The following is a 23,885-nucleotide window of genomic DNA, read 5'->3' as shown; positions in this document are numbered from 1 at the left end:
TATCACAGGAGGCCAGATATGATTGAGACGAAGAATATTTTAGAGCTATTCAAACCAATTGTCAAGGAAGTATTAGAGAGTATGTTAAAAGAGGAAAGAGAGATTTACCTGGAAAACAATCCTCCCACAAAAGGCAATGGCTTTTACGAAAGGGATTTAAAGACAGCTTTTGGCGAGCTTACAGCCATACGTGTTCCAAGAACAAGGGATAATGGATTTAAAAGTGCCCTTCTTCCCTATCGCAAACGCATCACAGAAGACTTAGATGCATTAATCAGGGCTATGTTGATATCAGGAATGTCAACAAGGAAGATAGCAGAAGTTTTAAAAGAGCTTTATGAAATAAAGATTTCTTATGCTAACATCTCAAGGATAAGCCAGGTAGGCATAGAAGAGATTCAGAAGTGGCGTAGTCGCCCTCATCAAGGAAGAATATGCCGTGGTATTTCTGGATGCTATGGTGTTTCCTATCAAGAGAGATAGGGTAGAAAATGAATCAATATATGTAGCTATAGGCATTACACCTGAGGGAAGACGGGAGATTTTAGGATACTACCTGCCAGGAGGCATGGAAAGTGCTTATAACTGGCGGGAAATTTTGCTAGATATAAGAGAAAGAGGTGTCAAACAGATTCATTTTATTGTCTCTGATGGCTTAAGTGGTATGAAAAACGTCATAACAGAGATATATCCACGCAAAGTATCAGCCCTGTGTAGTCCATGTCATGAGAAACATACTGGCTAAAGTGAGAGTTCAACACAGAAATATCATTGCCACTGAAATAAAAGAGGTATTTCATGCCAAAGACAAACAGGAGGCAGAACAATTGTTTATGAAATTTACACAAAAATGGAAAAATATCTATCCCAACTTAATGAATAACCTCTTGACAATAAGAGAGAATATATTCACTTACATGGAATTACCTGAAGGAATACGAAGCATGGTGTATACAAACAATGCCCTGGAAAGACTCTTTAAAGAACTTAAAAGGAGATTAAAAACAATGGAAATGTGTCAAAGCGAGGCTTCAGCTGAGAAATATCTTTACCTGTTATTAAGATACCAAAATGAGAAGTTCTTAAAAAGAAAGTTAAAAAATTGGGAGTATTACTTTCAACTCTATCGTGAGCAACACTCATACACCAAAGAAAATATTCACAGCGAGGTTATCCTATGACTAGACACAATTTTCTTGACACAATGGTTCGTGTGGTGAAGTTTTTCATCTTTTTGAAAAATTTTTTAAAAGAAAACAAAAACCATCTCTGGGTATATATGGTGCTTGTCCTGGGGGGAATATTTACGGTGTTTTCTTTGTGGCCTTACCCACCGGATGAACTTTCCCGCTTCTCCGAGCGAAGCATCAAGGTATATGATAGGCATGGTCACCTTCTCATGGAAATGACACCCGAAAAAGGGGGATTGTGTAAGAAAATCTCTCTCTGCGAGGTGCCACAGGATTTTATCGAGCTTCTTCTCTTTTCAGAAGATAGAACATTTTTCTCTCATAAGGGATGGAGACCTTCTTCTCTGCTACGTGCCACGTTTCAGAACGTAAAAAAAGGGAGAATCGTTTCCGGAGGTTCAACGCTTACCCAGCAGCTTGTCCGTATGCGACGGGGAAAAATGCGAAACACTCTCTGGTCCAAATTTACCGAGATTCTTGAGGCATATCGCCTCGAGCAACATTTTTCTAAGGAGGAGATTCTTGAGGCGTATATCAATACTGTCTTCCTGGGAAACCATATCTACGGATTTGAAAAGGCTGCTGAGATTTACTTCAGAAAATCCCTGCAATCCCTAAACTTACTTGAGATGAGTGCGTTAATAGCGATGATACCCGCCCCATCGAAACATCAACCCTATCGTTCGGGGATGGAGTTTACGATTCGAGCTCGAAAACTTTTACGACGAGCCTGGGAGGCTCACATTCTCTCTTTTCCACAAGAAATGATGAAAACCTACGAGGAAATGTGGCTTCACGTATACCCGATGGAGCAGCGTGTTTATGCTCCTCTTTTCTGTTTGTATGCCCTGCAGGAGGCAAAAAAGTATGTTCCTGCCTCTCAGATTGCTGAGATTTATACCACCTTCGACCTTGAGATGTACACCAACATTCGACCGGTAATCTTCGATGTTCTCAAAAGTCTTGAGACCTACAATGCGAAACATGCCAGCCTTGTCATGATAGATAATCCCACCTCAGAACTGCGGGTAATGGTAGGTTCTCTTGATTTTTTTGACGAGGAAAAGGGTATGATCAATGCCACCCTTATCCGAAAACAGGTTGGTTCTGTGATGAAACCCTTTGCCTATGCTCTGGCAATGGAAAACAGTCTCTACCATCCTTCGAGTATTCTGCCGGATATTTACCAGGAATACCCTGCCGCGATTGGGCGTTATATTCCCAAAAATTTTACCCGTACCTATCACGGGCCTGTACGGCTGGCAGTAGCGCTGGCATCCTCGTATAATGTTTCAGCTGTCCATGTCGCCGCAACCATAGGCATAGAACCATTCTATTTCTTTCTTAAAAGAATTGGGTTTGATTCTCTTGTAAGAAATCCGGCTTTCTATGGGCTTGGACTTGTGCTGGGAAATGCCAACCTTACCCTTCTCGAACTGGCCCAGGGGTACACCATTTTCCCCAAAGAGGGAATCTTCCAGCATGTTCGTTCGCTTCGCTTCATCATGCTTAAAAATGGCCGTCGGGTCTCTCTTCCCACCCCAAAATCAGAACACGTGCTCTCACGAGAAACGTGTTTTCTTATCTCCAGGATCCTCTCAGAACATCAATACAAGTTTCCCGCTTTTGGGATAAATTCGCCTATCTATTTCCCCTTCCCTGTAGCGGTTAAGACAGGGACGACGAAGGATTTCAGGGATAACTGTGTGGTGGGATATACCCCCTTGATAACCACAGCTGTGTGGGTGGGAAATCTCTACGAGGAGCCCATGCAAGACCTGGCGGCCGTCGCTGGAGCGGGAAAAGTGCTTCGCAATGTGATGCTTCTTTTGTGGAACCAGGGATTTCCTTTTCCTCCTTTCAGGGCAAGCAATATGACACTCATTACCCAGCGCATATGTGTTCTCTCAGGGATGATTGCACACCAGGGGTGTAAGGAAACCACAGAGGAGATATTTGTTCCCTCCAATCTTCCCCAGGAATCTTGCACGTGGCATACACCTCAAGGGGAAACCGTAGTCCCACCTGAATATCAATCGTGGGCAGAAAAAAAGCAGTTTGGGATTCAAAAGCCAGAAAGGTTGGAAATTCTCTTTCCCAAGGATGGAGCAGTATTTGGAGTTGATACTCAGATTCCAGAGCAATACCAGTCTATCCCCCTTGAAGCTATGGGAAACGGCGAAATTACATGGTTCTGTGATGGAGAAAAAATAGGAAAAGGAACAAAAATATTCTGGACATTGCGCCCGGGAGAACATGTTATAGAAGCCGTTTGGAATGACGAGAGAAAACGAGTTCGAATCCTTGTCCTGGAAAGGTAAAAACCTTTCGCACTCTCACCTGAGCGGAGTGCTTTCCCGGAGGGGAATGCTCTTCCCTTGTTGCAATTGATAGGTTCCTAACCTTAGACTGTGATCAGGAAAGAGTAAGGTTCAAAATAGCTGCGGTAGGATAGGAGAAAGTCGGTTAAACGTTTAACCTGGAGTTCTTGACATAAGCTATTCCCTTTTTACAGTGTTATCGGGAGGTTTAACACTGTAAAAAAGTAATAGCTGGAATTTTTCCCACTGTGACAAGGTAAGAGCAAGGGTTTTTACTGTGATAAGGGAATAGCTTAGGGGGTTTCCCCCTCACTGTGATATGGTAAGAGCAAAAAAACTTTTCTTCCTCCTATACTGCAACAAGGGAAGAGCACCAAGTCCCCTCCCCCACCTTTTTTTTGGCAATTATGAGGAAACAACATCCTTTCACGGAGATTATTTTTGAGGAATGTCTTTAGCCCCGTTGCGTCAAATAAAAAAGTACTCGAAATTCGAATCATTGCCTCATAAAAAAAAGTACTCAAAAATTCCATACAGTTTCCTCCAAATTTTTGTTTTTTACATTCTTTTTCTTTTGAAGGCTGAAAAGTTTTCTCTGGCAAGCCGTAATTTTTTGTCTTAGGTGAAACAAATCGAGAGCCTTATAAAGCCTTGTTAGGCGTTCCTTTTGTGCCTCACTTACATAAGAGCTTTCTAAAAGCCGTTGGTAGGGAGTTTTAATATCATCATGCTTCTTTTGCACCTTGCTTCCGATTCTCTTTTTCTCTGTCATTTTCATAACCGGTTGAAAAAAGTTGGCATAAAGCCTGAGATACGCATAGAGTCGGTTCAAGTAGTAGACTTCTTCCTCGGTATCGTAGCGGAAGTATCCAACATTCTGGCGGACTATGGAATAGTTTTTCTGCTCAACGTAGCAGTTATCATTGGAACGGGAGCTTCTCCCCCTTGTAAATTTTATCTGGTGCTTCTCACACTCGCGTAGAGGATGATTAATAAATTCAGCACCGGTATCAGAATCAATTCCCCGTAAATCAAAAGGAAGTCTTCTTTGGACTTTTCTATGGCTTCTCTTACCCATTTTGAAGCTTTGTTTTGATTGCCACAAGTTCTGTCCAACCGCTCCAAACATCCACCATATTTAATGTTTGAGCAAAATCTCCCCGGCTATTTCCTCCCTCATGGGCAACCAGATCAATCTCCATAAAACCAGGGCAATTTTCATCCCACTCTGCCCAAGTGCGTATAGCTATTTGTTGCTTTAATAAGGTTCCAGGTTTTGTGCCTTTTCGTCCTTTTATCTCAAGCTTTTTACGCTCATGTTTCAAAAGTCGGTCAATACTTGAGGCACTTATATGGCGCAAGTTTTCTATAGCCTGTGGAGAACCGTGGAGATGTCCGTTTGCTAAGAGATTATCTAAAACTTCATTTAAAATTGGCTTTAAACGTTTGCCACACATGTAGTTTTCAATTTCCCAGACCTGTTTTAGCATTTTTAGTTCCTCTTCGCCGAATTTTTTCTTTCTGCCAGGTCTTTTGCCCTTCTTGGCTATGTCGGCTTTAAGGTAATTTTTCTTGCCTACATAGATGGTTTTTCCGTGCTGCCTCAAGAGCCTGGCGGCATAGTTTCGATTTTTTAGGCCTGTTATCCTCACAAAATAATCCAGTATCTCCTTTTTCTCCTTTTTGCTGGCTTTTTGATATTGTTTTGCCGTTTCCCTGTCAATAGGTCTTTTTTCAAACATCGCCACCCCAATTCCGGTTGGCGAGCTTGTCGAGCCACGGTTGGCGAGCTTGTCGAGCCATGAACTGGATTATTTTACACAAATTTAAAGTACTTTTTTATTTTGCAATAGCGTTCCCTTTTCGAGTACTTTTATTATGAAGCAATTCGAAAAATTGACAAAAATACCCACACCCTTTATAATTCAGATGAAAAGTTCTCGAGGGGGGACAATATGAAGAAAAAAAGCATCTTCCTTGAGAGTATCATCGTGGTAGTGGTTGGTTTTTATGGGTGCTCTCTCACTTTTCCCACCATGACCCTTGATGAATTCATCGATCTTTTTTTCCCAAAATGGTCAAAAGGCTGGCAACCCGTCGGAACCTCGGCATATTCAGCCGGGTATACTTCTCTCTACGTCGACAACGGTACGCCCTACGTGGCTTATAGCGATGGGGATGACTACAAAGCCACTGTGAGGAAATGGGATGGATTAATTTGGCAGGTTGTCGGAAGCCAGGGATTTTCAGCGGGAGGGGCCAGCTGGACTTCTCTCTACATCGACAACGGTACTCCCTACGTGGCTTATCAAGATTGGGCAAATGGCAACAAAGCCACCGTCATGAAATGGAATGGATCAAGTTGGCAAGTCGTCGGAAGCCCGGGATTTTCAGCTGGAATGGCCGAGTATACTTCTCTCTACGTCGACAACGGCACCCCATACGTGGCTTATCAAGATGGGGCAAATGGCTTCAAAGCCACCGTCATGAAATGGAATGGATCAAGTTGGCAACCCGTCGGAAGCCCGGGATTTTCAGCTGGACAGGCCAACTGGACTTCTCTCTACATCGACAACGGCACCCCCTACGTGGCTTATGAAGATTGGGCAAATGGCAACAAAGCCACCGTCATGAAATGGAATGGATCAAGTTGGCAACCCGTCGGAAGCCCGGGATTTTCAGCGGGAGGGGTCAGCTGGACTTCTCTCTACATCGACAACGGCACCCCATACGTGGCTTATAGCGATGGGGCAAATGGCAACAAAGCCACCGTCATGAAATGGAATGGATCAAGTTGGCAACCCGTCGGAAGCCCGGGATTTTCAGCTGGACAGGCCAACTGGACTTCTCTCTACATCGACAACGGCACCCCCTACGTGGCTTATGAAGATTGGGCAAATGGCAACAAAGCCACCGTCATGAAATGGAATGGATCAAGTTGGCAACCCGTCGGAAGCCCGGGATTTTCAGCGAGAGGGGCCGAGTATATTTCTCTCTACGTCGACAACGGTACTCCCTACGTGGCTTATCGATATTGGGATGGCTCCCACGCCACCGTGATGGTCTACACTCTTCTTTTCCCTTCTTTTCCTGTTCATGGTGGGCTGGTTTTTCTCTTAAAAACAGGCGGTATGCTATTCCCTTATTGCAGGAAAGAGAGAAGAGGCGTCCTGTGACAGGAAAAGAGCACGTGATTTTTGCCTTCACGAGAATATGGTAAAAACAAATTTTTTCAGCAAGAGAAGAAAGTGATCTTACCCTGTTTCAGTTTTTGTGATTTTCTCTGAGGGTTTTTTGACTGTAAGAAGGAAAGAGCACGCCCCCAAAAACCTCTCACCCCAAAAATTGACTGCAACATGGTAATAGCAAGTCTTCTCACTGCGATAGGGTAAGAGCCGAAGGTTTTTTGGTCGCCAAGTAGCGAAGCGTACCCACTCGGTCACCGAGTAGCCCTAAGGGGGCGTATCGAGAACGGTCACCGAGTAGCTCCAACGGAGCGTATCGAGGTGACCGAGTAGCGAAGCGTATCGAGGTGACCCCCGCTCATCTCGAGACATTTCTTTACTCGACAAGAGGGAACTTGTTCTCCTGCAAGAAAGGAAGAGCAGGGGAATTTTTCGAGCTCACTGCAACAAGGGAAGAGCACCAAATCCCCTCCCCCACCTTTTTTTTGGCAATTATGAGGAAACAACATCCTTTCACGGAGATTATTTTTGAGGAATGTCTTTAGCTTGACAAAGATACCCACACCCTTTATAATTCAGATGAAAAGTTCTCGAAGGGGGACAATATGAAGAAAAAAAGCATCTTCCTTGAGAGTATCATCGTGGTAGTGGTTGGTTTTTATGGATGCTCTCTCACTTTTCCCACCATGACACTTGATGAATTCATCGACCTCTATTTCCCTGGATATGGAGGAAAAAGCTGGCAGGTCCTCGGAAGCCCGGGATTTTCAGCGGGAGGGACCGCCTATACTTCTCTCTACGTCGACAACGGTACCCCCTACGTGGCTTATCAAGATTGGGTAAATGGCACCAAAGCCACCGTCATGAAATGGAATGGATCAAGTTGGCAACCCGTCGGAAGCCCGGGATTTTCAGCTGGAGAGGCCGCCTATATTTCTCTCTACGTCGACAACGGTACCCCCTACGTGGCTTATCAAGATGTGGCAAATGGCTACAAAGCCACCGTCATGAAATGGAATGGATCAAGTTGGCAACCCGTCGGAAGCCCGGGATTTTCAGCTGGAGAGGCCGCCTATATTTCTCTCTACGTCGACAACGGTACCCCCTACGTGGCTTATCAAGATTGGGTAAATGGCACCAAAGCCACCGTCATGAAATGGAATGGATCAAGTTGGCAACCCGTCGGAAGCCCGGGATTTTCAGCTGGAGAGGCCTACTATATTTCTCTCTACGTCGACAACGGTACTCCCTACGTGGCTTATCAAGATTGGGCAAATGGCTACAAAGCCACCGTCATGAAATGGAATGGATCAAGTTGGCAACCCGTCGGAAGCCCGGGATTTTCAGCTGGAGAGGCCTACTATATTTCTCTCTACGTCGACAACGGTACTCCCTACGTGGCTTATCAAGATGTGGCAAATGGCTACAAAGCCACCGTCATGAAATGGAATGGATCAAGTTGGCAAGTCGTCGGAAGCCCGGGATTTTCAGCTGGAGAGGCCGCCTATATTTCTCTCTACGTCGACAACGGTACCCCCTACGTGGCTTATCAAGATGTGGCAAATGGCAACAAAGCCACCGTGATGAGGTTTACTGGAACAGAGTGGACTAACGTGGGAAATCCCGGATTTTCAGCTGGAGCGGCCAACTTTATTTCTCTCTACGTCGACAACGGTACTCCCTACGTGGCTTATCAAGATGTGGCAAATGGCAACAAAGCCACCGTGATGGTCTACAAATAAGAAGAAGTGTCTCTTCTTTTTCTTTTCATAGTGGGCGGGTTTTTCTCTTAAAAACAGGCGGTATGCTATTCCCTTATTGCAGGAAAGAGAGAAGAGGCGTCCTGTGACAGGGAAAGAGCACGTGATTTTTGCCTTCACGAAAAGAGGGTAAAAACAAATTTTTCAGCAAGAGAAGAAAGTGATCTTACCCTGTTTCAGTTTTTGTGATTTTCTCTGAGGGTTTTTTGACTGTAAGAAGGAAAGAGCACGCCCCAAAAACCTCTCACCCCAAAAATTGACTGCAACATGGTAATAGCAAGTCTTCTCACTGCGATAGGGTAAGAGCCGAAGGTTTTTTGGTCGCCAAGTAGCGAAGCGTACCCACTCGGTCACCGAGTAGCCCTAAGGGGGCGTATCGAGAACGGTCACCGAGTAGCTCCAACGGAGCGTATCGAGAACGGTCACCGAGTAGCTCCAACGGAGCGTATCGAGGTGACCGAGTAGCGAAGCGTATCGAGGTGACCCCCGCTCATCTCGAGACATTTCTTTACTCGACAAGAGGGAACTTGTTCTCCTGCAAGAAAGGAAGAGCAGGGGAATTTTTCGAGCTCACTGCAACACGGGAAGAGCTTGTTTTCCCTCTCGTACTGCAACAAAAAAACAGCAGTTTTCTCACTGCGACAAAGTCATAGCCCTCTTTGCCATCCCCCTCAATAACCTCTTTTCCCTTCGGGTGCTTTTTTCTCCCCCTTTTTGAAAAAAAGTAAAAACTAAAGTAAAAACTTGTCTTTTTCCTTCTTGTTCATTACAATAAAAACCACAAAGGAGGTTTTTATGAAATCGTTTATGCGAATTTTTCTTTCCATTTTCCTCATGCAAACATTGTATGGTCAGACATCCCTCTCGTGGGTTGTCGTGTCCGATCTTCACTATTACAGTAGTGAACTGGGAACCAACGGTAAAGCTTTTGAAAGCTATCTCGCCGATGATAGAAAACTTCTTCGAGAAGCACCTCAACTCCTCGAAGCATGGATACAAGAAGTGATGCAACTTAACGTTGATTTTATCCTTATCCCGGGCGACCTGACCAAAGATGGAGAACTCGTCAACCATGAGGCGGTACGTTCCGCCCTTCAAAAAATCAAGAAAAATCATCCCCGTCAACCCAAAATATTTGTCATTCCCGGAAACCATGATCTCAACAACCCTGAGGCTTTTCGTTACGAAGAAGACAAGACCTTACCTGTTGCCTATCTTTCTGATAAAGATTTTGCAGAATTCTATGCGGATTTTGGTTACAGAGACGCTTTTAGTCGGGATACCTTTTCTCTCTCGTATGCTGTTCGTATTACCCCTGACTTCTGGCTTGCAGCGCTGGATTCCACCATCAACGAATCCAACCGCATGCTCAAACACCCCGTAACTGAAGGAAGACTCAAACCCCAAACCCTCAAATGGCTTGAAGGCATTGCCCAGGAGGCAAAAAAAAGCAACGCCACGCTCATCTTAATGATGCACCACGGGCTTTTTGAACACTGGCCCGGTCAGAGAAAACTCCATCCCGAGTACCTCCTCAATAACCGCAAAGACCTGGCAAAACTCATGGCAAAATACCGTATCCGTCTCGTTTTCACAGGACATTACCATTCTCAGGACATCACCGCCTCTGTGGTAGACAAAGAAACCCTCTACGATATTGAGACAGGCTCCCTCGTTTCCTATCCCTCCCCTTATCGTATCTGTTCTCTCGAAGACGCTTTCCTCACCATTCAAACAAGCACAGTCTCCATCTATCCAGGTTTTGAGGAATACAGCCGGCAATACTTGATCAAAGGACTTACCGGACAGGCTCTCAACACCATTCGAAAGTACGGAGTACCTGACGCTGAAGGAGTCAAAATAGCAGAAGATGTAGCCAAAGGTTTTGCCGTTCATTACGCGGGAGATGAGCCCGGAGTAACCTTTTCCCCAACAGGGAAAGAAATGGGAGCACGAGCACGCTTCATTCTCTGGTATCAAGGGTATGTAATCCGGGGACTGCAAACTGATCTCCTTCCTCCCGATAAAAACCTCCGTATCCATCTTCCCACAGGAGCTTGGAGTAACCTCTGATGTACCGTTTTCACCTTTCGACACCCAAGCGACAATGCATGCTTCCCATTGATACTCTTGTTGAAGAAGCTGTAAGAACCTCTGGCGTAAAAGAAGGGATAGCGATGGTATTCATTCCTCATACCACAGCTGCAGTAACCATAAACGAAAATGCCGACCCAGACGTACAGCATGATATTCTTCTCTGGTTGTCTCATACCATCTCCCCGCGAGATGATTTTCATCACCGAGAAGGAAACTCAGACGCCCACATCAAGAGCGTTCTCACAGGTTCCTCTGTGATAGTACCCATCTCAGAGAGTAAAATCCAGCTTGGAACATGGCAAAGCATTTTTTTCTGTGAGTTTGACGGTCCAAGAAAACGCGAGGTATGGGTTCAGATCATTCCCCCTACGTGGGGAGTCGACGATACAACCAGATAGCAGACACTCCCAGAATTATCGTCCCGAGAAACCCTCCTAAAAAAGGAGGAAGATCTCCATTGGCTGCAAAACTTGCCCCCATCGCAAATACGATGTAGGAAACTCCAAAACTTACAAAACAGATCACCAGATTTTCAATAAGAGAGATCTTTTTCCTCGATATATCGATAAAACCCACGATAAGAAGTACCAGAAAAAAAGCATTCAGCATATACGAAATATTCGAATACCAAACCGCTTCAAGATCCGCATAAAACTGCCCCGACTGTTTTCTCAAACGGATAAGCGCTTTTAACTGCGATGGCTTCATAGCATTCATATCATACCAGATCTTTTCCAGATAAAAAGGCTCTATCGAAAGCACATTCGTTGTAAATTGAGAAAACTGGTCCACCTGAACGCTCGCAGAGAATGGATTAATCCTCCATATTGTTCCATCATAGAGAACCCAGTGATCCTTATCCCAAACCATTGACCTCGCATCGATACGCATGGTAAAATTAATCCTCTGAAGAACATCAAGAAGCCTTTCTTTTTCTATAAGCTGAAGATTACTCATAAGATATTCGTTAGAAAAAACTTGAGAAATAACAAACTCAGGACCATCCTTGGGTATCAGAGACAAAATCACCACATTTTCGAGCCGCTTTGCGAGCGCCAGATATCTATCTCCCATGTATAAGGTATGATTCGGCCCATACACAACCACGTTCTGGTTATCCTTAAACCTGTCTACTTCCTTCACAGGAACCTTTTCAAACACGAGCTTTTGGTAGGCAAAATAACGCTGATAAATGGGGAAAATCACATTTTCCTGGAGAAAAAAAATCATCACCAACACAAAAACAGCTGTAAAAAACAACGGGTAAAACATCACTCGTTTGAGACTGATACCAGTAGAGACCATCGCCCGAAGCTCATAGTGGTTAGCAAGTCTTGTAAAAACCACCACCGCTCCAAGGGTAAGTGAAAGAGGAAGAAAAATCATCGCCCAGTAAGCACTTTCATACAGGTTCATGAAAAATATGTCTATGCCCCTTGTCCCCTCCGGAAACCATCGCAAAAACTGAAAAACCTGAACAACCTCATACAGAACAACGATAAAAACAAGAGAAAACAAACTCACCAGGACAAACTGTCGTAAAATATACCGGTCAAATATTGAGAATCGATAATATTTCCATAACAGTCTCAGTCTTTCCCGAATCAAAGCACCATACTCCTTTTTCCAAAAAGGCACACCCTACTCCCGAATTTTTTTCATCATCACCCCTAAACCCACCACCAAATAAACAAGATTCGGCACCCACACCAACCAGGGGTCCCCCTGTTGGGCCTCGATAAGCCTTCGCATACCCATCCATATACCATAGTACACAATCATCACAATCATCGCTATTCCAAGGTTTTCATTTCTCCCTCCGCGGGGTAAAAACATGCCCAAAAAAACACACAGCAAAGCAAAGACCAAAATAGCCGCAGGAAACGAATACTTCTCCATTAAACTCATACGCTCTCTTGGCATGACACTCCGAACCTGACGCACCAGGTCTTTCTGTTTCCGTTTCGTCTCATCAAGCTGAGTTTTAAGCTCTTGTTCCCTTGCCTTCCTTTGTGCAGGATCAGGAACAAGCTTTGCAAGATTCTTAAGCTCCCGTTGAATCTTTTTTTCATCCTCCAAAAGCTCTTTTTCTTCTCGCAAAAAACTTTGCCAGGAAGTGTTTTTCTTAATTTCCTCTTCAATTTGTTTCTTGAGTTCCCAAACACTCATGCTTTCCGGCAACGTCCGAATATTGAAACCCTCAACAGAGATAGGAATATACACCGTCAGATACCGAAAAGAAACAATAAACATTTTCTGTTCTTTTCGGCCCATTTCATTTTCTATCTCCTGGATTTCCGAGATACTGCCATTTTGAAGCTTGATCACATAGTTATTCGCAGATTCGGGATCCTTGTAGAGTCTGCCCTTCTCTGCCATGATAGTACGTTTCCCGGGAAGATCTACCAGTTGAACATTGAGCAAAACCTCAAGATTCTCAAAAGTGATACTTCTATCAAATTTTAACTGGTACTTGCCCACACTGAGAAAAGCCTGATTTTTCAGCTGAACTATCGGTTTCTCACGCTCAGACTGAGCACGCAAGAGAATATAACTTTTTGTTGCTGGATAGCCTATAAAATTATTAAAAACCCAGGCAAACAAGGTAAGAAAAACAGCAAACACCAGGCCAGGAAGAACGATTCGAAAATTCGACACACCACAAGCACGCAGAGCAATAATCTCCGAATCCCGGGAAAGTCTTCCCATGGCCAGGATATATCCAAAAGGAACTCCCAAAGGCAGGGTGATCGTTGCCAAAAAAGGAACAAGATTCACTGTCATCAAGAAGATATTTTTGAGGGGTACGTTTGATTTAATATAGAGTTGTATAAGATTGTACAACTCCACAATCCCCTGGAAAAGGGTCACAAAGACAAAACCAACCAGAAAAGAAGGTATCAGCGTTTTATAAAAATATCTATCATACGTGCTCCAGAGATACTGCCTTGCCAGAGAACCAATACTTTTCATAAACTCCCCATAAGCACCAGCGTAACCAGAGTTCTCAAAGCCCAGAAAATCCCCTGCAAAAAAATAATAAACGCTGGAAAAACCACAATCACCAGAGTCTTAGCAAAAGAGAGAGCATACTCTTTTCGAAAAACCTCAACAAGCCACAAAAAAGAAAGCAACCCTGCGACAAAAGAAACAAACGTAACAAATCCTGTTCCAATCCAGACACCAACAAGAGCCACAGGCAAAAGAAAAACCCATGACAGATGAGATACCCCGAGAAGAAAAAGCAGTCTCTCCGGCACCACAACACGCCGAAATCCAGCCACGAGAAGCATCATCATCACAGCAAACACCACTACCCACCACACCACAAAAGAAAGAGAAAAAAGTACTATTCCGCCAAGGGTTTCCACCAGAGATCGAAAACTTCCCCCTATAGCCAGAAGTGTCATAATCCCCATAGCAACCATATTCATCACAATAAGCCACACGATTTCAGACCATCGAGGATGATACATGATCGCTTCCTTTGCTCCCACGGATGGTCGCCACCACCATATACCTATACGGAAAAGAATATCTCTCATACTTAGCCCCCTACACCACCGGTGTAGATGCCAATCGAACCTCTTCAAATATCAGAGAAGGCACATCAGGAAGAATCATCCTGGCAAGTCCGTGAAGATGCTCGGTAATATCTGTCGCAAAGAACTGTCTTTTTGGAGAGAGCTGATCAGAAAGCCAATCTCGCTCCAACAGCAGTTGGCGAAGTTCTCTCGCCGTAGAGGTTGCTGAATCCACAATCGTCACATGAGGGAGAACAGACTGGATAGTATCCCGTATCAGAGGATAGTGGGTACAACCCAGGATAAGGGTATCAATATCGTTTGCCAGAGGAGAGAGGTATTCTTTGGCGACAAGCATTGTTGCCTCGTGATGCAAAAAACCCTCCTCTATCAAAGGAACAAAAAGAGGACAGGCTTTGCCTATAACCCTCGCCTGGGGAGAGAGTTCATGAATTTTGTGAGTATACATCTCACTACGGATGGTCCGCTTGGTACCAATCACTCCTATCTGCTGGGAACGACTCACCCTCACAGCTTCTCTCGCTGCTGGCTCTATGACCCCCAGCACAGGAAAATCAAAATTCTCCTGAAGCTCTTCGAGAGCTACAGAAGAGGCTGTATTACAGGCTACCACCATCACTTTGATATCAAACTCCTGTAAAAACTGGGCATTATGGAAAGCATATTGCCGAACCATTTCAGCCGATTTTTCACCATACGGGAGATTGGCTGTGTCCCCCAGATACACAAAAGACTCCGATGGCAACAGTTCCATCAATGCCTTCACTACCGTAAGACCACCCACACCAGAATCAAAAACCCCTATTGGTTTGTATCGCATCTCACCCATGATTATTTTTCCACTTTCATCAAAATATAATGCATACTATCTACCAACGCCTGCCAGCTTGCCTCAATGATATTACTGGAAACCCCTACGGTTTGCCACTCATAACCATTGTACTGAAAAGAAACAAGCACCCTCGTAACCGCTGCTGTCCCCGCTTTAGGGTTAAGAATACGTACCTTGTAGTCCGTGAGTTTCACCGCTTTTATCACAGGATAGAAAACTGACAGTCCCTTTTTTAAGGCAATATCGAGGGCATTGACCGGACCGTCCCCTTCTCCGACGGTAAGTTCCTCCATCTCTCCCACCCGAAGCTTCACCGTCGCTTCCACGTAACTATAGTCATTTGTCTTCACAAAAGAAGAAACACGGAAAGAAATTATATCAAATCGCTCAACAAAATTCCCTGTAATCCGCTTCACCAAAAGCTCAAAAGAAGCGTCAGCACCCTCAAACTCATACCCCATATTCTCCATTTCTTTTACCTTATGAAGAAGGGGTTGAATAAAGGCATCTTTAATCTCTAAACCCAGTTCATGAGCTTTCTCAAGGATGTTAGACTTACCCGACTGTTCGGAGATAAGGATCCTGCGGCGATTCCCTACCATTTCAGGATCAATATGCTCATAGGTTTTAGGATTCTTTTCAACAGCGTTAACATGCACCCCTCCCTTATGGGCAAAAGCACTATGCCCCGTATAAGGTTGTTTGTTATCCGGCGAGAGGTTAGCTATCTCATAGATGTAATGAGAAACCTCTGTTAACTGTTTCAAACGCTCGAGAGTAATAGCCCCACAATCATATCCCAGCTTCAAAACCAGGTTAGGAATAATCGACACAAGGTTGGCATTGCCACAACGCTCTCCTACCCCGTTAAAGGTCCCTTGAACCTGAACCGCACCGGCCAGCACTGCTTCCAGAGAGTTCGCAACAGCACAATCACTATCGTTATGCGCATGAATGCCTATATGGGTTTTGACCTCTTTTGTCACCACACTCATAATCTCCCGGATCATCGAGGGCAACATTCCACCATTCGTATCAGCGAGGATAATCGCATCTGCCCCGGCTTTTTCCGCAGTTTCCAAAACCTTGAGAGCATACTCCGGGTTACTGCGGTAACCATCAAAGAAATGCTCGGCGTCAAAAAAGACCTGTTTGTTGTGCCTCTTGAGATAGTCAATAGACTCATAGACGAGTTTCAGATTCTCTTCGAGAGAGATATGAAAGACTTCCCTGACATGGAGATCCCAGCTTTTCCCAAAAATAGTAACTACAGGAGTATCTGCTTTAAGAAGGGCTTCAATATTGGGGTCCTCTTGAACCTTGTTTTTAGCATGACGAGTACTTCCAAAAGCAGCAATCTGAGCATGGTGAAGCTCGACTTTCTTAATCTCTTCAAAAAAACTCCTATCCTTGGGATTTGCCGCGGGCCAACCACATTCGAGATAATCAACACCAAATTGGTCCAGTCTCTTTGCAATAGCAAGCATGTCGGTGAGAGAAAGATTCACATTTTCTGCCTGTTTCCCATCTCGAAGGGTGGTATCATAGATCCAGATACGTTTCATGGGCCACTCCTTTTTTCTCTCTATATTATACATAGCTTCTCCTTTCCTGTCAAAAAAATGCAAAATTTTCACCTTGCATTGTCACCTTAAAAAACCTTTTTTTCGCTATTATCCCGTACACCTCTATTGAAAATAAATTTTTCCAAAGGCTTGCAAAATCCAAAAAAAATGCTATAATAAATCAATTCTAAAAAAGGAGGCGGGGGTATGGATCTTGATGCTATCCAGCAAACATCCCAAAAAATTATTAAAAATATTGAAAAGGTGATCGTCGGCAAACGACCGGTTATTGAAAAACTTCTCGTAAGCCTGGTGTGTAAAGGCCATGTTCTTCTCGAAGATGTGCCCGGGTTAGGGAAAACCATGCTTGCTCGCTCTGTAGCCAAAACCATTAACGCCACCTTCAAGCGCATCCAGGGAACACCGGACCTGCTTCCGGCGGACATTACAGGGGTATCCATCTACAACCCTGATACTAAACGCTTCGAGTTTCGCAAGGGGCCTATTTTTTCCCAGATCTTACTCGTCGATGAAATCAACCGCGCTACTCCCAAAACCCAATCCGCCCTTCTTGAAGCTATGGGAGAAAATCAGGTATCTATTGAAGGTATGAGTGTCGCTCTTCCCCAACCTTTTTTTGTCATTGCTACCCAGAACCCCATAGAGTTTGAAGGTACCTTCCCCCTACCAGAGGCTCAGATGGATCGTTTTTTTATGAGTCTAGCGCTGGGGTACCCCGATATCGAAGAAGAAGCCGAAGTGATCCTTCGCCAGAACAAGGTTCATCCCATACAATCCCTTGAACCGGTAGTATCTGTAGAAGATATCCTAAAACTTCAAGTTGAAGTTCCCAATGTGTATGTGGATGCTTCCCTCAGACAGTATCTTCTCAAGATAGTCGACGCTAGCCGCCATGACCCAAACATTCTCCTGGGAGCTTCTCCTCGTGGAAGTATAGCCCTTTACAAAGCAGCTCAGGCCTATGCGTTACTCAATGGGCGAGATTACGTTATCCCCGAGGACATCAAAAATCTTGCCGTTGATGTCCTCAAGCATCGTCTTGTCCTCCGATCGGAAACAAGACTTAAAAATATCGATGCACGGGCCATCATTGAGCGCATTCTGAGCAACATTCCTGTACCCATGGAACAGCCCAAAACGCAAGGATAAATATGAATAAACGACTGTGGATTTTTCTGGGCATTCTTATCCTATTTGTCTCGTTATTCATTGAACTTGGTGGACTAAAAATTTTTCTCTACGCTTCGCTCCTTTTTTTAGGGATAAACCGGCTGTATCTTTTTCTCGTCCCAAAATACGTCAACATCAAAAGGTTTCTCGAAACTACCCAGGTTTTTTCCACTCTTCCCGAAGACAATTTCCTTCATATTACCAATACCTCTTTGCTCCCTGTAGGATATATATTTATCCGTGATGCTATTGACATTCATCTTGCCCCCAGACAGAGTTACCCTTTCCTTTTGACACTGAAACCCAGAGAACGTCAGATGCTTTCGTACAGCTTTTCAGGAAGACGAAGAGGGAAGTTTATCATAGGTCCCACAACTATACTTTTTTCTGATTTTATAGGCTGGGATGAAATAGAAATCGAACATGATACCCGAAAAGCCATCATCGTGTATCCCACCCTTTTCCGTCTCTCCGGTCACAAATACAAAAGCATGCAACCCTTTGGAATAATTAAAAATCCCATGCCTATTTTTGAGGATCCTACCCTTATCACCGGGCTCAAAGAATATAACGCCGGTGACGACATCCGCCGTATCAACTGGAAAGTCTCGGCACGTCAGGGAAAGTTCTACATAAACACTTATCAACCCGCCATCTCCTCTGCAAGCCTGGTAATCCTGAATCTTGCCAGCGAAGACTATGATTTTCACAACAAGGATTATTACATAGAACGAGCTATTGAAGTTACAGCCTCTCTCCTGCGTGAGCTTTTTCTTCTCCGTCAGGAGATGGCGCTCGTCATCAATTGCCGTATCGATAATGTAGACCAAGTGCTTGATATTGAACTCGGAAAAGGTGAATCCCATCTCACCAACATGCTTTCTCATCTTGCTACTATTGAAGCTGCAAAAAATGCCCCATTTCGTGACATATTATCCAAACACCTGCAGGGGATTTCCTGGGGAGTAAGCCTCTTTGTTATCTCTCCAAGACTTTCACATGAAATTATTCAACAACTCATTAATCTCCAACATATGGGGCATTCGATTACGATTATTCAGGTAGGACCTGAAATTTCCAGGGAGCTGAGCCTGTGGAATATTGGTTTTCAGAGCTACTATGCTGAACACGAGGCAACCCTGATCCAACTCACGCGACTATAGGGGGGACGTATGGCAACACTCTCGTGGATCCTTATGCTTCTCGGATTTACCATAACCGTGATGGGAAGCATTCTCTCCCTCTTTGTTTCCAATATAACAGAGATCGTTCCTGTCATCTGGATAAGTGGAATCATTCAGTCCATTTTTACCGGTTTTCATATCGAACAAAGGAGAAAACTCCAAACCTTTGTGCGCCTTGTATTGGGGTTTCTCCTCTCCTTGCCGGCGATTATTGTTGTGGGAAATATTGGTCTCATTCCCCGCGTTCCTTTATCTGCCCTTATCATCCTCTTGAGTGTTCAGGAAACCCTCATGTTTCTTTTGTGGTGGGGATTTTCCCGGAAACCTCAAACCTTCTCCCATCTCTTGTCTGACTACCCAGCAGATAATTCCCTGCCCTATGAAAAATGGGCAGCTGAAGAGATCGCCCGGCTTAATCTCAACACCTCTCTCGAAGGCTCGGAAAAACTTTTTTTCTGGTTATTTTTTCTCAGTGTTTTCTTTAGCAGTATAGGTTCACTTGTCCAACCCGCTATTAGAAACCATCTCACAGTAAGCTGGGCATTGCTCTTTTTGGGTTTTTGGGGATCGTGGTCCTCGCTTCACGAACAGTTTCAAATCTTTAACTGGAAAATGCAAGGCCTTTCTCTCAATCAAACACACAAGGGTTTCCCAAAATCCCTCATTATGGGAGGGCTTCTCCTTTCGTTAGGTATAGCATTTCTCCTGCCCCATCGATTTGTTGTCTTCTCTCTTGAAAAACTCGGAGAGCGTTTTAAAATGTCGGTAAGGCAAACCGAAATCAGTCTCCAGACGCCAGAAGAATTTTCCCCCTCCCCTACCAATGAAATCTCTTCTTCTGAAGCCACTCAAGAAAGAAAACCACCCTCTCCTGTTTTGAGAGGAGCTCTTCGTATTCTCATTATTTTGATAGGCGTTTATCTCGTCTTTGGTCTTATCGGATACTTTTTTGCCACTTTCTGGTCCTACAAACCCAAAAACCGATTGATCAGATGGTTTATCGCTTTTTATGAAAAAAATCGTCTTGTCTTTCAGATCTTTGGGACACTGATTCGCCTCTTCATCATGATTCTTTTCACAATTACAGGTATCAGCTTCATCCAGCAAAAGCTCCAAAAAAACAAGCGAAAACAACAGGAAAACGAGGTTCTGAAACAACAGCTGTATGCCCTCTTTGAAAATGCCAGCGCCACCAGCGATGAAAAAAAAGAAGAGATCATGACCATCGTAAAATACTTTGTGATGTTAATCGAAACAGCAAGCAGTCGCATCCTCCCCTACCGTCATTCCTACGGTCCTCTGGAATACATCGAAAAACTCACCTCGAATCTCCCCTCTCTCCAGGAAAGTCTTTTCTGGATCGTAGGTATTTTCAACGAAAGTCGTTATAGTCTGCATATTCTCTCCCAGGAAAAGATCCGCGCTTTTGAGGAAACCATACAAACGGTGATTGGCGAAATAAATAAATAACAACACCCAACCAAAAGAAGAAAGATCCAACCCAATTTTTAAAAGCAATTGAGACTTTGAGGGAAACCCAAAAGCACAATTTTCATTTTTACCGACAAAGAGATCACAAAAATCTCCAAAAATTTGCATATTTTTTTCAGCCCGGGTATAATAAAAACCTATAAAACCACAGAAGGAGTATCCTTATGAATTTCAAAAAATGGCTTCTCGCAAGTATCACAACCGTGTTTGTTTTTAGTTGTAGCCAGCCTGTTCTCACCTATGAAATAGGTGGCAAGAAAAAAAGTGTCACATACAACGATGTTAAAGACCTGGTAGAATATATGGCTACCAGCTATCCCCAGTACCTTCAGGATGTCGAGATGCTAAAAAATGTTCTCTTTTCTGAAAGTCGTGCATCCAAAGACATTATTCTCTTTGAAGAACTCAAGGCAGGTCTTACGAACAGCCCCGAATTCAATGACAAATTCTCCTCCGAGATTGAAAAACAGTACTTCATCTACCTTGCTCAAGAGGGAACAAACTGGGTGGCCCAAAAAACCAAAAATACCGCTTTCCCGGTCGTAAGGGCTTCCCATATCCTGTTTACAGTAAATACCAACGCCACCAAAGAAGAGGTACGTCTTCTCGCCCAGAACACACTTGATACCCTCAAAAAATCCAAAAACTTCACCAAAGATTTCAGCAATGCTGCCATCCAGTACTCTCAGGATCCAGGCAGTAAAGATATCGGTGGAGACCTCGGGTACTTCCTCGAAGGAATGATGGTGCCAGAATTTGAAAATGCTGTATTTACCACCAAAAAGAAAGGTCTCCTCCCCGAGCTTGTTGAAACGAGTGATGGCTACCATATCATCTATGTCACCGAACCCAAAACAGACAAATCCTACAGCTGGATAGAAAAACAGGTGCAAGATGGCAAGATGAGTTATTATGTTCTCATGAAACTCCAGCAGGATCTCCAGACAAAAACCCTTGCTATGGCTGTAAAAAAGAATTACACCCTCGAAGATAACAAGGTAAAAGTTGGAAAGAACGAGTACGAGATCACTGCAATCCCTGACAACACGGTTTTGTTCAGTGTCTGGGGCAAAAACTACACCTGGAAAGAGGTCAAAAACCTCTTTGCCCTCTTTATCCCGGGCTATGAACAGGAACTTTCCACCCAGTTTGATGCTCTCATGAATGCTGCTCAGGGTTTTCTTGTTAACGTTGAAGGTGGAAGAAAAATCGGTAAAGACAATGCAGACTCAAGACGTAAGGTTCGCGAAGATGCTCTCATTCAGTACGCTATGAACAACTTTGAACAGATACTTTTCCAGCAAGCAAGTAGTATGATCACAGACAAAGATGTGAAAGACTTTTACGAGCAAAACAAAGCAAGACTTGTCAAAGATGGCAAACCAATGCCTTTTGACGAAAACCTCAAGAACCAGATCCGAAATCAGCTTATCCAAAGTCGCATGTGGTACTTCTACCAGAGCTGGCTTGACCAGAAAAAATCCGAATACAAGGTTACCTTCAACCAGAATGGATTAAACGATCTGCTCAAAAAAGCAAACAAAATCCGTGCAAACGCCGAAATACAGGGTAACTCACCACAATTTCAATAAACAGCTTTTTTCATGTCTGGAAAAAAGGGCGCTTCCTGAAAGAAGCGCCCTTTTATTTTCTTTAGTATTGCATTTTTTCCCAAAACTATGTATAATAAATAAAAACAAAGAACAAACACTCAAAAAGGAGCATGAATGGGAACACTAGAGGAAAAAAAGAAAAAACTCGGCATTGATCAACTGGACATTCAAGAACAAAAAGAGATATTTGAAGAATTTGTGAGGGCTGGAGGCAAGGTTGTTAACCTCGAGTCCGACCCTTCGGTTCAACTCTCAAAAAAACTTTCAGAGTTTGTCGAAGCCAAGGAAGCCCAGCGTCGTGCCGCTGAAAAAAGAACATCAATGTCTTCCTCCTCTTCCACCAGACAACCAGCAAACCAAACAAAAAAAGCAAACGAAAAAGAAACCCATGTTTCTCGCTGGGATCTTTTCTGGGAGCGATTTGCAGCCAAATGGATATGTATTCTCTACGGTATTTTCAACTTTTGGGGTACCAAATTCTCCCATCATTTCCTCTCCCTGCTCGGAGATATAGAGAAACTCTCCACCATCAATCATCAGATCTTCACCTCTCTTTTCTATCAGGACAAAGCCTTCTCATACGATCTCAGACAAAAACTCCATGAGATAGGACTCTCTCATTACTATGAGCTTATCTATCGACTTGACATGATCTACGATGTGGACTTTTTTCGACTTGTCAGACAACTCTTGATGAATCCCCCGAACCCTCTTCTCATCGCAAGAAACAATCTTGTAAAACTTTTCAAAGCCCTTCTTATTCTTGATAAGTACAAAGCAAGCCTCAACATTGTTGTCGAAAAAGTCCTCATGACAGAACAAACGATGCGCTCACTTGAACCCATAACCGTCAACAAAAACATTCAGATCGTCAATCAAAACATCTACAAGCTTTTCTATACTATTTTCCCGAGACTTCTTTATCTGGCAGACTACTATTACAAAGACATGCGTTATATGGGTAAATTCCAGAGCTTCAAAGAATTCCTCAACTTCAACGAAACCGATGAGATTGGCTATTACACAAGACGTTGGGCAGAGGAAGACGAACAGGAAAGGCGTCGAAGAGAAGAACTTGAGCGACAAAAAGCATTGGAAGAACAAATGGCCAAAGAGATGGAAGAGGCGATGGCGAGTAACGATGGTCTGGAAGGACTGCCCGAGCCAGTACGACTCGGCATGCGTATCCTCAGGGAATCTCTTAACTTTCGTGAAGTTATGGACAATTTCAAAAGTATTCGTGACCCACGATCTCTTCTCCCCATAGAAGACAAGGCCTTTATCGCGATAACCCTTTTAGAGTTTTTCGATAAAAGCTACTCCTTCCTCTTTATCTCTAACCAGATCCAATTTAACATCTTCTTTGATGCGGGTTCCAGACGGGATTATCGAAGTGTGTTCAAAGATCTCTATTTCCACATCGATGACATTTACAAACTCTTTAGTGAATACGTGAAAAACTATGTAGAACTCCAAAAGATTGATACTTCCCTGCCGAGAGCAAGTAAAGAGCACTATGCCAAACAACAGAAACTTGAACTGGAAAGAAGCCAGAGCTCTCGTAAGATCCGGCAAAAAATCCAATCACTTCTTCACGATTTTTCCCTCAATCTCAAAATTATCTTCGAAGACTACGAAAAAGACCGAAAAATCCTCCACAACCCTGATGAAATACTTTCCATCGAAAATCGAATCCTTTCCAAAAAGATAACCACAAAAACCTCTGTGATTAATATGTTTTCTCAGGCGTACTATGTAGCCTCAGCTATCGATTTTCTCATCAGTGAGGGAGAAATAGGAGGCTACAGCCTTGAAGTTAAAACACCCATCCTTCTCTCCCAGCTAAAAACAAACGAATAAAAAATTTTTTCTCTTAAAAGAAAATCTAACTCTTTAAAAGATAAATAGTTA

At 43.7% G+C, this 23,885-nt stretch carries 15 protein-coding genes and 2 pseudogenes; 11 read left to right on the top strand and 6 right to left on the bottom strand.

Translation table 11 applies throughout. From position 1 onward, the window contains the following. Positions 1–66 precede the first annotated feature (66 nt). Positions 67–1,181, top strand: a pseudogene (locus tag KDW03_RS12535) (IS256 family transposase); the annotation flags it as partial. After that, positions 1,178–3,511: a transglycosylase domain-containing protein gene (locus tag KDW03_RS06680; protein WP_271434317.1), complete on the top strand. Its 2,334-nt coding sequence runs from the start codon at positions 1,178–1,180 to the stop codon at positions 3,509–3,511. The pseudogene KDW03_RS12535 and the gene KDW03_RS06680, both read left to right, overlap by 4 nt. 520 nt (positions 3,512–4,031) lie before the next feature. Here KDW03_RS06680 and KDW03_RS06675 read toward each other — a convergent pair. Continuing rightward, a pseudogene (locus KDW03_RS06675) lies at positions 4,032–5,253 on the bottom strand (integrase catalytic domain-containing protein). Positions 5,254–5,466: 213 nt separating this feature from the next. On the opposite strand from KDW03_RS06675, the gene KDW03_RS06670 reads away from it, so the two are divergent. From KDW03_RS06670 to KDW03_RS06655, 4 genes are all read left to right on the top strand, one after another. Next, positions 5,467–6,687: a hypothetical protein gene (locus KDW03_RS06670; RefSeq protein ID WP_271434316.1), complete on the top strand. Its 1,221-nt coding sequence runs from the start codon at positions 5,467–5,469 to the stop codon at positions 6,685–6,687. Positions 6,688–7,301: 614 nt separating this feature from the next. Continuing rightward, entirely contained in the window at positions 7,302–8,438 is a 1,137-nt protein-coding gene (locus KDW03_RS06665) for a hypothetical protein (RefSeq protein ID WP_271434315.1), read from the top strand. An 813-nt stretch (positions 8,439–9,251) separates the two neighbouring features. Then, entirely contained in the window at positions 9,252–10,529 is a 1,278-nt protein-coding gene (locus KDW03_RS06660; RefSeq protein WP_271434314.1) for a metallophosphoesterase family protein, read from the top strand. After that, on the top strand, positions 10,529–10,951 hold the full coding sequence (locus KDW03_RS06655; RefSeq protein ID WP_271434313.1) for a secondary thiamine-phosphate synthase enzyme YjbQ: 423 nt from the start codon (positions 10,529–10,531) through the stop codon (positions 10,949–10,951). The genes KDW03_RS06660 and KDW03_RS06655 overlap by 1 nt, the downstream gene beginning before the upstream one ends. Here the strand turns inward: KDW03_RS06655 and KDW03_RS06650 are convergent. Genes KDW03_RS06650 through cimA form a run of 5 tightly spaced genes read right to left on the bottom strand, consistent with a single transcriptional unit; the run spans position 10,920 to position 16,495 of the window. Then, positions 10,920–12,191, bottom strand: a complete 1,272-nt coding sequence (locus KDW03_RS06650; RefSeq protein ID WP_271434312.1) for an LptF/LptG family permease — start codon at positions 12,189–12,191, stop codon at positions 10,920–10,922. The two genes, KDW03_RS06655 and KDW03_RS06650, sit on opposite strands and share 32 nt — an antisense overlap. 3 nt (positions 12,192–12,194) lie before the next feature. Continuing rightward, positions 12,195–13,526, bottom strand: coding sequence for an LptF/LptG family permease (locus KDW03_RS06645; protein WP_271434311.1), 1,332 nt, complete (start codon positions 13,524–13,526; stop codon positions 12,195–12,197). Beyond that, the gene (locus KDW03_RS06640) at positions 13,523–14,098 is read right to left on the bottom strand and encodes a hypothetical protein (RefSeq protein ID WP_271434310.1); all 576 of its coding nucleotides are present in this window, start codon (positions 14,096–14,098) and stop codon (positions 13,523–13,525) included. The genes KDW03_RS06645 and KDW03_RS06640 overlap by 4 nt, the downstream gene beginning before the upstream one ends. Before the next feature lie 10 nt (positions 14,099–14,108). Continuing rightward, entirely contained in the window at positions 14,109–14,927 is an 819-nt protein-coding gene (gene murI, locus KDW03_RS06635; protein ID WP_271434309.1) for a glutamate racemase, read from the bottom strand. Positions 14,928–14,929: 2 nt separating this feature from the next. Beyond that, positions 14,930–16,495, bottom strand: a complete 1,566-nt coding sequence (gene cimA / locus KDW03_RS06630; RefSeq protein WP_271434308.1) for a citramalate synthase — start codon at positions 16,493–16,495, stop codon at positions 14,930–14,932. Positions 16,496–16,702: 207 nt separating this feature from the next. Here cimA and KDW03_RS06625 point away from each other — a divergent pair, with 207 nt between their 5' ends. The 5 genes from KDW03_RS06625 (at position 16,703) to KDW03_RS06605 (ending at position 23,834) form a co-directional block, all read left to right on the top strand. Continuing rightward, positions 16,703–17,665 carry an AAA family ATPase gene (locus KDW03_RS06625; RefSeq protein ID WP_271434307.1) on the top strand — a complete coding sequence of 321 codons (963 nt, stop codon included), beginning with the start codon at positions 16,703–16,705 and terminating at the stop codon, positions 17,663–17,665. A 2-nt stretch (positions 17,666–17,667) separates the two neighbouring features. Continuing rightward, positions 17,668–18,849, top strand: a complete 1,182-nt coding sequence (locus KDW03_RS06620) for a DUF58 domain-containing protein (protein WP_271434306.1) — start codon at positions 17,668–17,670, stop codon at positions 18,847–18,849. Positions 18,850–18,858: 9 nt separating this feature from the next. Beyond that, entirely contained in the window at positions 18,859–20,340 is a 1,482-nt protein-coding gene (locus tag KDW03_RS06615) for a hypothetical protein (RefSeq protein WP_271434305.1), read from the top strand. A gap of 185 nt (positions 20,341–20,525) precedes the next feature. Further along, complete coding sequence (locus KDW03_RS06610) at positions 20,526–21,953, top strand: peptidylprolyl isomerase (RefSeq protein WP_271434304.1); 1,428 nt, start codon at positions 20,526–20,528, stop codon at positions 21,951–21,953. Positions 21,954–22,088: 135 nt separating this feature from the next. Further along, positions 22,089–23,834, top strand: coding sequence for a hypothetical protein (locus KDW03_RS06605; protein ID WP_271434303.1), 1,746 nt, complete (start codon positions 22,089–22,091; stop codon positions 23,832–23,834). Positions 23,835–23,885: the final 51 nt, after the last annotated feature.

This window comes from Thermospira aquatica, assembly GCF_023525255.1.
In the GTDB taxonomy this organism is placed as follows: Bacteria; Spirochaetota; Brevinematia; order Brevinematales; family Thermospiraceae; genus Thermospira; species Thermospira aquatica.
Note: the sequence above shows the minus strand (reverse complement) of the source record. Positions and strands in the feature narration are given on the sequence as shown.

Bases quoted from the DNA above. Each gene is read 5' to 3' on its own strand.
- KDW03_RS06610 (WP_271434304.1), top strand. From the start codon at position 20,526: ATGAATTTCAAAAAATGGCTTCTCGCAAGTATCACAACCGTGTTTGTT.
- KDW03_RS06665 (WP_271434315.1), top strand. From the start codon at position 7,302: ATGAAGAAAAAAAGCATCTTCCTTGAGAGTATCATCGTGGTAGTGGTT.
- cimA (WP_271434308.1), bottom strand. From the start codon at position 16,495: ATGAAACGTATCTGGATCTATGATACCACCCTTCGAGATGGGAAACAG.
- KDW03_RS06625 (WP_271434307.1), top strand. From the start codon at position 16,703: ATGGATCTTGATGCTATCCAGCAAACATCCCAAAAAATTATTAAAAAT.
- KDW03_RS06680 (WP_271434317.1), top strand. From the start codon at position 1,178: ATGACTAGACACAATTTTCTTGACACAATGGTTCGTGTGGTGAAGTTT.
- KDW03_RS06640 (WP_271434310.1), bottom strand. From the start codon at position 14,098: ATGAGAGATATTCTTTTCCGTATAGGTATATGGTGGTGGCGACCATCC.
- KDW03_RS06605 (WP_271434303.1), top strand. From the start codon at position 22,089: ATGGGAACACTAGAGGAAAAAAAGAAAAAACTCGGCATTGATCAACTG.
- KDW03_RS06620 (WP_271434306.1), top strand. From the start codon at position 17,668: ATGAATAAACGACTGTGGATTTTTCTGGGCATTCTTATCCTATTTGTC.
- KDW03_RS06615 (WP_271434305.1), top strand. From the start codon at position 18,859: ATGGCAACACTCTCGTGGATCCTTATGCTTCTCGGATTTACCATAACC.
- KDW03_RS06645 (WP_271434311.1), bottom strand. From the start codon at position 13,526: ATGAAAAGTATTGGTTCTCTGGCAAGGCAGTATCTCTGGAGCACGTAT.
- KDW03_RS06670 (WP_271434316.1), top strand. From the start codon at position 5,467: ATGAAGAAAAAAAGCATCTTCCTTGAGAGTATCATCGTGGTAGTGGTT.
- KDW03_RS06655 (WP_271434313.1), top strand. From the start codon at position 10,529: ATGTACCGTTTTCACCTTTCGACACCCAAGCGACAATGCATGCTTCCC.
- murI (WP_271434309.1), bottom strand. From the start codon at position 14,927: ATGGGTGAGATGCGATACAAACCAATAGGGGTTTTTGATTCTGGTGTG.
- KDW03_RS06660 (WP_271434314.1), top strand. From the start codon at position 9,252: ATGAAATCGTTTATGCGAATTTTTCTTTCCATTTTCCTCATGCAAACA.